Origin of the sequence: Bradyrhizobium sp. sGM-13 (assembly GCF_018398875.1) — a bacterium.
Classification (GTDB): domain Bacteria; phylum Pseudomonadota; class Alphaproteobacteria; order Rhizobiales; family Xanthobacteraceae; genus Bradyrhizobium.
The window spans coordinates 39,128-51,598 of record NZ_JAGWDK010000018.1; the positions used below are offsets into that span (position 1 = coordinate 39,128).

The following is a 12,471-nucleotide window of genomic DNA, read 5'->3' on the forward strand; positions in this document are numbered from 1 at the left end:
CTCATCAGACGATCACAAGCGCTTGATTTCGGCCCGCCAATCGCCACTTCTCCGGTAATTGCACACCAACGCCTCTCTCGAGCTTTCCGCCCCGCATGGCTCCCAGTTTTTCAGATATCGTCGAGGAAGCGCGCCTGTCGGCGCGGGCGCTGCTGGACTACGGCGACAGCTTTTTCAATCCCACCGTGCGGCTCGGCGTCACCGGCCTGTCGCGCGCCGGCAAGACCGTGTTCATCACGGCGCTGATCCACGGCCTGACCCGCGGCGGCCGGTTTCCGGTGTTCGAACCCTACGCTTCTGGGCGGATCGCGGGCGCCCGGCTCGCGCCGCAGCCGGACGACGCGGTGCCGCGTTTCGATTATGAAAACCATGTCCGCACCCTGATCGAGCAACGGAGCTGGCCGAACTCGACCACTGACATCTCTGAATTGCGCCTCGTCATCGATTACCAGCGGCAGAATGGCGCGGACCGCACGCTCACCATCGACATCGTCGATTACCCCGGCGAATGGCTGCTCGACCTGCCGCTGCTCAACAGGAGTTTCGAGCAATGGTCGGCCGAGAGTCTTGCGCTGTCGCGCGAAGGCCCGCGGGCAACACTCGCCGCGCCCTGGCACGAACACCTGAAGACGCTTCATCCCCAGAGCCGCGAGAACGAGCAGGCGACGCTCGCCGCCGCAAGACTGTTCACCGATTATCTGCGCGCCTGCCGCGACGAACGTTTTGCCATGAGCCTGCTGCCGCCCGGACGTTTCCTGATGCCGGGCAATCTCGCAGGATCGCCGGCGCTGACCTTCGCTCCGCTCGATGTGCCCATCGATGGCGCCGCGCCCGATGGTTCGCTGTGGGCGATGATGCGGCGGCGCTATGAAGCCTACAAGGACGTCGTGGTGCGCCCGTTTTTCCGCGATCATTTTGCACGGCTCGACCGCCAGATCGTGCTGGTCGATGCGCTCGCGGCCTTCAATGCCGGGCCCGAGGCGCTGCACGATCTCGAAGCTGCGCTTGCCGGTATTCTCGATTGCTTCCGGATCGGCCGCAGCACCATCCTGAGCAGCCTGTTTCGTCCGCGGATCGACCGGATTCTGTTTGCCGCCACCAAGGCCGATCACCTGCACCATTCCAGCCACGACCGGCTGGAGGCAGTGCTGCGGCGGGCCGCCGCCAAGGCAGCCGACCGCGCCGAATATGCCGGCGCCGCCATCGACGTGGTCGCGCTATCAGCGGTACGCGCCACACGCGAGGCAATGGTTACGCGCGGCCGGGAGAAGCTGCCGTCGATCCTCGGCACGCCCGCGCCCGGCGAGACCGCCAATGGCGAGGCCTTCGACGGCGAGACCGAAGTGGCGACCTTTCCGGGTGACCTGCCCGCCGATCCCGAAGAACTGTTCAAGGGCGGCTTTCGCGGCCTTTCCAGCATGCCATCCGACAGCGCCGATTTCCGCTTCCTGCGCTTCCGGCCGCCGCTCGTGGAGCGCACCGGCAAGGACGAGCCCGCGCTGCCTCACATCCGCCTCGACCGCGCCCTTCAGTTCCTGATCGGAGACCGACTGCAATGAGCGAGAAAACGCCGCATCGGCGGCCGGCGACGTTCAAGCTCGGCGATCCCGGCGTGATCGTGATAGACCCGGACGAGACCGGCCGCCCTGCCCGCGGCACGGTGCAGATCACACCGGAGGCCGATCCGGCGCTGTTGCCCGTTCCGCTCGATGCACCGAGGGTCCCGATACGCCGCGGCTTTCGCTGGGGCGCGCTGTTCTGGTCGGCTATCGGCGGGCTGGTGCTGCTCGGCACAGGGCTCGGCGTCGTCAACCTGGTCGAGGACCTGTTCGCTCGCAGCCAGACATTGGGCTACGTCGCGCTTGTCTTTGCGGTGGCGGCCGGACTGGCGCTGACCGTCGTCATCGCGCGCGAAGCGTTCGGCCTGGCGCGGCTGGCGGCGATCGAAAAGCTGCATCAGCGCGCCACTGAAGTGCTGCGCAGCGACGACCGCGCCGAGAGCCGTGCCGTCGTCAACGAACTGCTCAAGCTCGCGCATCAAAACCCGCAACTCGCACGCGCCCGCGCCACGCTGGCAGGCCACGCTGACGACATCATCGATGGCGCCGACATGATCAAGCTGGCCGAGCGCGAACTGATGGCGCCGCTCGATGAGGAGGCACGCCGGCTGGTCTCGACGGCCGCGCAGCGCGTCTCGGTCGTGACCGCGGTGAGCCCGCGCGCGCTGATCGACGTGCTGTTCGTGTTCGTCGCCGCGATGCGCTTGATCCGTCAACTGGCGCGGCTCTATGGCGGCCGCCCCGGCACGCTCGGCATGCTCAGCCTGTTGCGCCAAATCATCGGCCATCTCGCCATCACCGGCGGCATGGCGGTGGGCGATAGCCTGGTGCAGCAGATGCTCGGCCACGGCATCGCGGCAAAGCTCTCGCAACGGCTCGGCGAGGGCGTGCTCAACGGGCTGCTCACGGCAAGGCTCGGCCTTGCCGCCATCGACGTGACGCGCCCCTTGCCGTTCACGGCGCTGCCACGGCCCGCGCTCTCCGATCTCGCCAAGGATTTGCTGAGCAAGCGGGAACGGGAAGAGTAAGTTCGCGCTAGTTTCGTCCCAGGGCCTGCGTTGATCACTTGGAGAAGCATTTTTGAGTGGCATGTCCGCTTCCGGCGAGACAGTAGACGTCGGTTTAGGCCCCGCGTGACATCTGCTATTGGCCCTGAGCCGTCATTCGTGTGGTACTTGAGTTGACAGAGCGAGCTGCGAAATCAGCTGCCGGGCACCATTGACCAATTCGTGGACGACATCCGCTGCGGGCTTAATCGCATTGACTAAACCGACGCCCTGTCCCGCAAGAAAATCCATTGAGTCAAGGTCGCCGAAGGCATCTGGCGTCGGTGGAAAGCCCATGAAGCGCAAGAGCGGCATTGCCCGGCCGCCGATCTTGGTTTCGCCAATCTGCGGCTCATCGTCTCGCTGTTCACTGCCACGCGCCTCATCTGGTAGCCAGCGCGCGACAAAGGGCGTGCGCAGGGTGCGATGTGGCGCATTGGGCCAACCGTGACCGAAAAGTGTCGTCCGCACCGTGTGATCTTCAGCCGCGTCTATAACCTTCTGCTTATAGACCGGATGCGCGTAGGCTTCTGTCGTGGCAATCAGCCTCGTTCCGATCATTATCCCCTGCGCTCCGAGAGCGAGAGCGGCGGCGAAGCCGCGCGCATCGGCAATGCCTCCGGCTGCGATCACGGGAACTGGAGCTACTGCGTCCACAACCCGAGGTACCAGCGCCATTGTTGTGATCTCGCCAGCGAGGTGGCCGCCGGCTTCCACACCTTGAGCAACGATGGCATCGACGCCGGCACGAGCGGCTCTTTGCGCGTCAGCAACAGACCCGACTTGGTCGATCACCTTCACCCCTGCCGCATGGGCCGGAGCTACAAAGGGTGTCGGATCGCCCCAAAATGTCACAAGCACTGAAACCCGCTCGTCGAGGCACACGTCGACGACTGCCTCGATTGGAAAGGGCAAATGCGGCCCACCCAGCAATACACCGACCCCGAACGGCTTCTCCGTTAGCGACCGCAGGCGGCCAATCTCCTCGCGCAGCACCGGCGGCGGGTTGCCGCTAAATGACATGATGCCGAGTCCGCCAGCATTGCTCACCGCTGCCGCAAGCTCGGGCCCGGTGATAAACCCCATCGGGGCGGCAAGGACGGGCACATCAATGGCCAACAGATCAGAGAGCGGGGTGCGCAACATGACAGCCTCCCGTACATGTCCGAAATTGCCCTGCCGCTGCAGCGGAAGTAAACATCGCCGACCGCGCAGACGCAAGGCGGCACGCTTTGAAGGTCCGGAGTTGGCACGAAACAGACTCGCCCGCGCATTTCGCCGATGTCCGTAGTTGATGGTAGAGCGGACCAAGCGCGTCCGGCGCCGGAGGTCAGTTGATGACCCAATCCGGAGTCGCGCTCATCGGAGCCGCGTTCCGGAAAGCCGTACTGGACCATCGCGATACCTCGCACTTGCGGGCGCGGCAGCATCGTGCGCAACGCCACGCGGGTTCCAGGCGCCGAGGGGATCACCCGTTTCGAGCGCACGCGCTACGGCTCCAATCAGCGATTCCATTTGGAATACTGCCACACTTGTTACTCGCAACAGCGGGCACTACGAGACGCTGCGCCACAGCGTCAGTAGCGCTTCATTGAGCGGCTCTCCGGTGAACTGGATCTCGTGGCCGGCACCTTCGATCACCATGCGAGACGCGCCGATCCGTTGCGCCAGTTCGTCGCATATAGCATCGAATCCGGCACTGTGCCCACCGGATACCACGAGTTTCGGGAAGGCGGCCGATGCCAGCGCGGCGAGCGGCAGTTCAGCCTCCCAGATCGGCCGTCCGCGGCGGAACACGGGTACGAGCGGCACTGCAGCCGCGATCAGTTCGGGGGAAAGAGCGTCCGGATCACTCCCCACAGCTTGCAGGAAACGAATGACCCACTCCTCGTCCGGAACCTTCTGATCCCAGAGAGAGCGAACTTCTGCCACGAGTGTCCTCGCAGCTTGATGGTGCTGGCCCAGCGCGAATGCGGCTGGCTCCAACAGTGTCAGAGATAGAGTCGCATCGGGCCGGCGGGCAGCGGCGAACAGAACCGCGAGGCCACCGTAAGAATGTCCCACAAGGTGGGCTCCATCGCCCATGAGATCGGCAATGTCGTCGGCATCGACCAGGAAATCCTCGCCGTGAGCCGCGGGACTCCGCCCGTAACCACGCCGGTCTGACACCAACAGACAAAAGCCGCCGTCGGCCAGCGGTCGCTGAGCCTGCCACTCGTCGGATCCTGTCGCCAGGGAGCCGTGCACTAACACCACGGGCACGCCCGACCCCCATGCTTCTACGAATAGGTCGCTCATTGTTGGACTCCTCCTTTGGCCAGCCGGTGGTTGAACTCAGCTCGCTTTATATCATCCGTTTACGATGGAACGCCCCATTGTTGTCCGCAACGGGGTCGGGTAGTGACCTTCTATACACCGAGAGCGGCTGTCAGGAGTTGGCACTTTCGGACGTGACAACCCTATGCAGCGATGTCTGCTGTTGGCCCGTAGCCGAACAGCGCTTAAGCCGTTGTGAGGTTGGTTGTCAGCGCTAAACCGGATATCGGTCCGCGCTCGCCTCCATCGCCGCTTACGACCCGGAGCGGACTTCGAATCTCAATGCTGAGCAGGTGCAAGCCGCGCTCGACACAGCGACCGCCTGATTAGGCCTAGTATCCGTCCGGCAGCGTGATACCTGGGAAGAACCTGCCCGAACCTCGAACCGTGCGCCGCGAATTGTACGCGCCAGCTTGTCCAAAGCTTCTCGTCCGATGTGCAGTACAAGAGATACTCGCCGGGGTTTCGCGACGATTCGCGTCTCGCGGCCTGACTGCAGGCAGAGACTTTGCACACTTTGGTATTTGACGCGTCGAGTTAAAAACTATTCGCCCGGACGCGTTCGGTTTCAGGAACTGAGTGGTGGCGAGCGCTGCGGCCTCATTGACTCCCATGGACCGCCTTCGCCAACGCAGCTTCATTGGACCGGACGAACAAAAAGCGGGACGCCACAGGTATTTCTGCGTCGGCGCGACCATCTCGGCCGATGAGGATTAATCCCGCTCCGCCATTAGCCACGGTTAGAATGACAGGTTCGCCCGTCCACGTTTTGATCGGCTCCATTCCGATGACAAACTCCCCCATCGGCTGGTCAAAATATTGGAGCCTTAGTTGCGGAGCGACCTCTGCCGCCGCAAGTCCGAAACCTAATTGCTGAGCGCGCGCATAAATGTCTGCCAGCGGTGCAGTATCGGTCTGAAAGCCGAGTTCGGCCGCCGACACCGCAAAAAGCTCCACGTTTGTTCTTGTAGTGCTGACGGTAAAGGCCGGTCGAGCGAGAATTTCTCCAGCCAAGCCTCCGATGCCACAGCCTGCTGCATCCAATGCGTTAAGGAGGGCAAACGAATTTGCAAACGTCCCTATTGTGATCGTTTTCCACACAGGAGCGGCGAACGCGGATCTGACTAGAACGGGCGGAGTTTTAGCTGCCTTGAGCGTCAAGCGGTTCTGCAGGACGTCTCGCGCCGTACATTGAGCACTGGCTTTGCTCGCGAAGAGGACGATGCACGCGGCGCAAAGCATAGCAATAATGAGGATATCGCCACTTTGTGTGGCGTGGTAACCGCTTTCCTTGCCAGCAGTTCGGTCCATAGCGACCTACTTGCGCATGCTATTATGCGCGGCAATGCAATCTAACAATTCCTTCAGTATCGTCCGCGCGAAGTGGTTCGCAGCGGGGCAAGCTTGTTATGCAAAAGCGAAGCGTTTGGGTCTCACTGCAAATCTGAGTTCTCGAACGACTATGTTGAGAACAGCGCGCTGCTTCAAAGCGGCTGCGGAACCGACGTGATATCGGAACAAAGAATACTGCAGTGACGCTTTGCGGTATGTGAACTAGCTTACATCCGCTCAAGACGTTTCCTTTCCGATAGGTCGCCTGTTGGCCCACCTTCATCGTCGTCCCTGCGAAAGCAGGGTCCCTTAGCCACAGGGTTGCGTGGTCCGTAGGGGCAAAGGCGCGACAGCGCCGTGCCCACCATCTGTCATCGAGCGCGCTTCGTGATGGTGGGCACGCTTGCGTTTTGCCACCCTACGATCCGCGAGCTGATTTGCGGTGCGCCCAAACGAAACTTCAATGCGCGGCTGCGACCAATTGGCACGACGGGCAAATCACTTCCGATTTTCAGAAATCGTGTCAAGCCCGGGAATCAAAAATATTCCGCTTAACAACATGGGCAAATCATCTGCATAACTCCGCCCGTCTCACCCATTGAGGGGCGCTCGCGATCGTCACGAACGTGCGGTGAGATGCGGTGGACGCGGAATGCGCAAGACGTAGGCGCAGGAAGCGTACGGCGAAGTCGTGTGGTTCGGGCGCCGCGGTGCTGGCGTTAAGTTCTTTGAGAAGCGAAAGCTTCTTGGGAGCGACGGAGGCAAAAGAGCCGTTCTCCGGGGAGAGCACGAAGTAAGCCGTAAAGCCATTGCGCAGGGAAGGCCGGGATGCTCCCGCTGTACCTGTATGCTCGTGTGCGCTTTTGCTATGCGCAATTGCACACGAGACCGCGGGTGCAGCCAGCATCCGGTCTTCCCTGCGCCCTCTGAATGAGAGAGCGGGAAATGAAGATGCAAACCTCGGGCGCAATGCGTCGCGAGATCGCAAATACATACTCACTCGTCATCACCCGCGAAAGCGGGTGATCCAGTATTCCAGAGACGTCAATGATTGAGCCGATAAGCCGCGGCGTACTGGATCCCCCGCATGCGCGGGGGATGACGACCTTACCCAAGGCCGGCACCACGCCCGAAAACCCCCGCCAGCACGCGCCAGCGGAACAGCGGCGAATCCGGCGGTGGCGAGAGTTCGGGCGTCCAGCCGGTGAGTTTTTCCAGCGCGTAGGTATCCATCACCATCCCGCGCCAGACGCGCTCGACACGCTCCAGGGGCTGCCGCTTCGCCGTGGTGAGATGCCAGAGCGGCAGGCGGTGGTCCGGCTCGCGGGCGACGTAGAGGCCGGGATGATCCTTGATCAGGTTCATGCCGGGATCGCGAAAGCCTTGGAACCGTCCGCGCTCGTTGATCTGGATGACCGGCACCTGCCCTTTGAAATACCAGCGCAACATTGCATAGGTGCGATAATCCGACGTGGCGATCCAGCTCGCACCGGTCTTCTGCAACTGATCCCGCGCGCGCGTCGCGACCTGCTCATAGCCGGCCTCGCCACCGATGGGATCGGTCCTGCCGATAAAATTCCAGGGCGCCGCAACGTAATAGAAGAACACGCCGACCACGAAGGCGATGCCGGAGATCACCGCCACCCTCGCCCACCGGAACGTCGATTGGACCATCCATTCCGAAAAGCCCTCGCGCGGCAGCATGACGAGGTTGATGGCGGTCGCGGCAAAGCCGGCGGGCCACAGGAACATCGGCCAAGTGTCACCGACGCGGAGCGTCAGCGACTTCCAGAGGAAATAGAGGAACGGCACCAGCACGGCGGTCGACAGCAGGATCGCGACCGGCTCGCGCGTGCGGTAACCGCGCCAGGCCGTCAGCGTGACGCCGGACAGCACCACCGGCAGCAGCACGAAGCCGACAAGACCGAATTGCAGCCCGATGAATTCGCCGACGGTGCGGAGCGACAATTGATGGGTCGCGACCGCGCGCACGAACTGGAAACGAAACGAGGCCCAGTCATGTTGCGCGTTCCAGATCAAGACCGGCGAGAATACGATCGCCGCGATCAGCGCTGCCCGCCATGGATACTGGCTGAGCAGCCAGCGGCGGCGCCAGTCCGGCACCAGCACGAACGCCACAACCGCCGGCAGCAGCATGATCGCGGTGAATTTCGACAGCAACGCCAACCCTGCGAACAGCCCCGCGGCAAGCCACCAGCGCGGGTTGCCGCTCTCGTTGAGCCGCACCAGCGCCCACAGCATCGCGACCGCAAACGGGATCATCGCGGTGTCGGGCGCGACCTTCGCCATCAACAGCCCGTAATACAGCGCTGCTTCCGGCAGCAGCAAGGCGAAGATCACGGCCCGAACATCATGCGTCACGCGCCGGACGATGTCGGCGAGCAGGAGCTGCGTGACCAGCATCGCGACGATGCCACCGAACCGCACACCGAGATTGGTGTCGCCGAAGATCGCGGTGCCGAACCGGATCAGCCAGGCGATGCCGGGCGGATGATCCAGAAAAGCGAGCGCGCTCTCCTTCGACCAGGTCCAGTAATAGGCCTCGTCGGTGCGCAGATCGAGCACGCTGGCATAGACCAGCCGCATCGCCGTCAACGTGGCGATCAGCAACGCCACTGCAAGCCAGGGCGGCGTGGCAGAACGGTCCGGTTTGGCTTGGCTGTTATTGGGCGGGGCTATGGTCACGGCGCTTTCTCTTCGACCACCCCTGGAGTGTCAACCTGCCGCAACGGAAAAAGTTGGTCGTCGTCCCTGCGAACGCAGGGACCCATAACCACCAACCGCGGTAAGGAAAACGGCATGAGCCACAGCCTCACTGACAGGCCGCGGAGTATGGGTCCCTGCGTTCGCAGGGACGACGGCGGGTGGTATTCACCGTATGAATTAGTCGCTACCATTGCCCGATATCGACCCTGTGGATCGCATGGCCGCCCTCTCCCGAGACCAGATCACGACCTTCGTCCGAGGCATCAGCCTGCGGCAGATCCGCCTTATCACCGGCGTGATCCTGTTCGCCTATCTGGTCAGCCATTTCCTCAACCACGCGCTCGGCAACATCTCGCTGGAGGCGCTGGCGACCGGCGTCTATCTCCACACGTCGTTCTGGCAGTTCCTGCCGGTCACGATCCTGTTCTACGCGGCATGCCTGGTGCACACCGCGCTCGGCATCTGGGCGCTGTACGAACGCCGGCAATTCCGCTGGAAGGCGATCGAACCGCTGCAGCTTGCGCTCGGCCTCAGCGTGCCGATGCTGATCATCGCTCACATCATCGGCGTCCGGCTCGGCCAGACGCTTTATGGCCATGAAAAACTCTATCCGCAGGTGCTGTTCCTGTATTGGATCTGGGCGCCCTGGCGGATCTGGATGATGCTCGCGGTCATGACCATCGCCTGGGTCCATGGCTGCATCGGACTGTATCTGTGGCTGCGGATGCGGGCGTTCTACAAGCGCGCCGCACCGTTCCTGCTTGCCGCGGCGGTACTTATTCCAACGCTCTCCATGCTCGGCTTCTATCAGAGCGGGCGCATGGTGATTGACAATGACAGCGCGGAATGGCGGGCGGAAACCCAGTCGCAGCGCCAGATCGGCACGCAGGCCGAGGCGCAAGCGCTCGATCGCATTACCGACTATTTCCTGTTCGGCTATTTCGGCCTGATCGGCATCGCGCTAGTGGCGAGAGGCGTTCGCGCCATCAACGAGCGCCGCCGCGGCATGATCAGCCTGTCCTACGGCAACGGCCGCACGGTGCGCGTGCCGAAGGGCCTCAGCGTGCTCGAGGCGAGCCTGCGCAACAACGTGCCGCATGCCAGCGTCTGTGGCGGCCGCGCCCGCTGCTCGACCTGCCGCATCCGCATCATCGGCGACTGCTCTGCGCTGCCAGAGCCTTCGCAGCGCGAGGCGTTCGTGCTTAGCCGGGTCGGCACGTCGGATCCATCCATCCGCCTCGCCTGTCAGTTACGGCCGCCGTCCGATCTCTCATTCTTTCAACTCTTCCTGCCGCACACCTCCGCCGACGGTCACGAGTCGCACCCGACGCGGATTGGTCAGGAGCGCTATCTCGTCAGCCTATTCGTGGACATGCGCGGCTCGACCAAGCTTGCGGAAAAGCGCCTGCCGTTCGACACCGTCTTCATCGTCAACCGATTCCTCGGTGCGGTATCGCAGGCGGTGCTCGCGAGCGGCGGCATGCCGAACCAGTTCGTCGGCGATGGCATGCTGGCGCTGTTCGGGCTTTCGACCAGCCGGCAGGAAGCCTGCCGCCAGGCATTGCTGGCGGCTGCGATGATCGCCGCCAACATCGATGAATTGAATAAATTTCTCGAACATGATTTGCGCGAACCGATCCGCTTCGGCATCGGCATCAACGGCGGCGAAGTGATAGTCGGTGATATCGGCTACCGTGATCACATGGTGTTCACCGCGCTCGGCGACGCCGTCAATGTCGCGGCGCGCTTGCAGGACATGACCAAGAGCCTTGCATGCGAAGTCGTCATCTCGGACGAAGTTCGCGCTACCGCAGGCCTCGCCGCCGATGCATTGCCGCAGCATGAAGTCGAGATCCGCGGACGCAACGAGCCGATGATCGTACGCAGCGTGACAGATGCGCGGATGCTGCCGGCGCTGGCTAACGAAGAGCAAAGCGCCGCTGCGTGAAATCACGCCGGCAATGGTGGTTCGAGGCGCATGAATAATCGTTCAGAAAATTGTCGGCGAACGCGGCGCGGCCATGCCCAAGCGCGGCGCCGCCATGCCGAAGGCTCGCCGCCGCCACGCTCCAGGCGGAAGAATGGCGTCAACGCAGCGGATCGATCCACTCGCCAAAAATTGGAATTGCCGGCCGCCCGGCCGCGTCAAATGGGCCGGAAACCCTCAAAACGGCTGGAATCGGCTGGAAATGGGGGCATTTTCGCCGAAACGGCCGGTCCGTTTAAGCTACCCAGCCTGCCCCAACCCGCGTATCCTCGCGGTGCGGGCATGCCGGTTAGTGCGGGGACCGACGGCTCGCTTATTTTGTTGATTCCGCGGAGACGACGTGAATGGCTAAAGGTACGGTGAAGTGGTTCAATCCAACGAAGGGTTATGGGTTCATCCAGCCCTCAAGCGGCGGCAAGGACGTGTTCGTTCATATTTCGGCAGTTGAGAAAGCTGGTCTTTCGACACTCAATGAAGGGCAGACCGTCGAGTACGAAGAGATCGCCAACCGCGGCAAGACTTCGGCCGAGAATCTCAAGGTTTAGCGCGACCACATAATCGGCAACGGCGCACTCTCGGAGTTAGATCCGGGAGTAGGGCTTAAGAAACTTCTCGAAACTGTGAGCGTTCGGCGGAGCGGGCACCGCTTCTGCACGCACGATGGCTAGATCGTTGCGCGAAAAACCGGCCGCTCAATCTTCCGTGACCCACTTCTGAACCGTCATCACGTCGGGTGGCTGCAGGTAGCCGCGCGGCCAGAGATCGACGACCCACTCGACCTTGGTGGCGCGATCGACCAGCACCGCGGTGTTGTGCGGCGTCTGCAATACCAGCGTATTGCCGCGATAGCGCGGATCGCCGATCGCGTGATGCTTCAACAGGCCCCACTCCTGCAGCACCAGCAAAAGGCTGGTGGTGTTGCGCGTGGTGTCCCAGCAATCGTAATTGTGCTTGTCGTCGAAGTAGCGGAAGTCAGCCTTCGCGACGCGCTTGTTGGTGCCGATGATCGGCCCCATGCGGCGATCGAACCACACCACCGCCTTCTGCACCGCCGCCCGTTCGGCCGCAGCCGAGGCGCGGCCCGCTTGCATGATCTGCGTCAACGCACTGCGGTCGCCGGCCGTGAAATCGAGGATCTCGCGGCGCCGGCAGACGAAGCCGTAGCACACGGTCATGGATTTGGCTGACGGCGGATAGATCGAAACCGAGCTGTAGAGGTTGGCGATCTCCGCACTCATCTCGACCGCTCTCGCCGGCAGCGCTGCAAACAGCGCGGTCAGGAGCACGCCAAACGCGACCGCGAAGCTGGTCCGCGTTCGGCTTCCCTGTATCGGCGGAGCGGCGCCTCTCATGATTCCTGCTGTTCCCAAGCGACGGCGTGCCTGACGATTAGCGCGGCTCCTGCACGCTGCCAACCAGCAAGCCCGCGATCTGTGGATCAGGCCGCGGAAATTCCGGCCGCTGTGTTTTCCATGCGCCAGTCGGTTCCGCCAGCGCCGGCATC

Annotated in this window: 9 protein-coding genes; 4 read left to right on the forward strand and 5 right to left on the reverse strand. The window is 62.7% G+C overall.

Annotated elements, in window-relative coordinates; translation table 11 throughout:
* Positions 1 to 95 precede the first annotated feature (95 nt).
* Both KJQ96_RS25045 and KJQ96_RS25050 read left to right on the forward strand, forming a co-directional pair.
* Complete coding sequence (locus KJQ96_RS25045) at positions 96 to 1,559, forward strand: YcjX family protein (RefSeq protein ID WP_213289080.1); 1,464 nt, start codon at positions 96 to 98, stop codon at positions 1,557 to 1,559.
* Positions 1,556 to 2,587 (forward strand): YcjF family protein, encoded by a 1,032-nt coding sequence (locus tag KJQ96_RS25050; protein ID WP_213289081.1) that lies wholly within the window; start codon positions 1,556 to 1,558, stop codon positions 2,585 to 2,587. The genes KJQ96_RS25045 and KJQ96_RS25050 overlap by 4 nt, the downstream gene beginning before the upstream one ends.
* A 132-nt stretch (positions 2,588 to 2,719) precedes the next feature.
* Here KJQ96_RS25050 and KJQ96_RS25055 read toward each other — a convergent pair whose 3' ends face one another.
* From KJQ96_RS25055 to KJQ96_RS25070, 4 genes are all read right to left on the reverse strand, one after another.
* Entirely contained in the window at positions 2,720 to 3,751 is a 1,032-nt protein-coding gene (locus KJQ96_RS25055; protein WP_213289082.1) for a nitronate monooxygenase family protein, read from the reverse strand.
* 408 nt (positions 3,752 to 4,159) lie between these two features.
* Positions 4,160 to 4,903 (reverse strand): alpha/beta fold hydrolase, encoded by a 744-nt coding sequence (locus KJQ96_RS25060; protein WP_213289083.1) that lies wholly within the window; start codon positions 4,901 to 4,903, stop codon positions 4,160 to 4,162.
* A 618-nt stretch (positions 4,904 to 5,521) separates the two neighbouring features.
* Entirely contained in the window at positions 5,522 to 6,232 is a 711-nt protein-coding gene (locus KJQ96_RS25065; protein ID WP_213289084.1) for a hypothetical protein, read from the reverse strand.
* A 1,128-nt stretch (positions 6,233 to 7,360) separates the two neighbouring features.
* Positions 7,361 to 8,860 carry a glycosyltransferase family 39 protein gene (locus KJQ96_RS25070; protein ID WP_213289170.1) on the reverse strand — a complete coding sequence of 500 codons (1,500 nt, stop codon included), beginning with the start codon at positions 8,858 to 8,860 and terminating at the stop codon, positions 7,361 to 7,363.
* A gap of 337 nt (positions 8,861 to 9,197) precedes the next feature.
* Here KJQ96_RS25070 and KJQ96_RS25075 point away from each other — a divergent pair, with 337 nt between their 5' ends.
* Together KJQ96_RS25075 and KJQ96_RS25080 are read left to right on the forward strand one after the other, a co-directional pair.
* The gene (locus tag KJQ96_RS25075) at positions 9,198 to 10,928 is read left to right on the forward strand and encodes an adenylate/guanylate cyclase domain-containing protein (protein WP_213289085.1); all 1,731 of its coding nucleotides are present in this window, start codon (positions 9,198 to 9,200) and stop codon (positions 10,926 to 10,928) included.
* A 383-nt stretch (positions 10,929 to 11,311) separates the two neighbouring features.
* Positions 11,312 to 11,512: a cold-shock protein gene (locus KJQ96_RS25080; RefSeq protein ID WP_028351035.1), complete on the forward strand. Its 201-nt coding sequence runs from the start codon at positions 11,312 to 11,314 to the stop codon at positions 11,510 to 11,512.
* A 147-nt stretch (positions 11,513 to 11,659) separates the two neighbouring features.
* Here KJQ96_RS25080 and KJQ96_RS25085 read toward each other — a convergent pair whose 3' ends face one another.
* The gene (locus tag KJQ96_RS25085; protein WP_213289086.1) at positions 11,660 to 12,319 is read right to left on the reverse strand and encodes a hypothetical protein; all 660 of its coding nucleotides are present in this window, start codon (positions 12,317 to 12,319) and stop codon (positions 11,660 to 11,662) included.
* Positions 12,320 to 12,471: the final 152 nt, after the last annotated feature.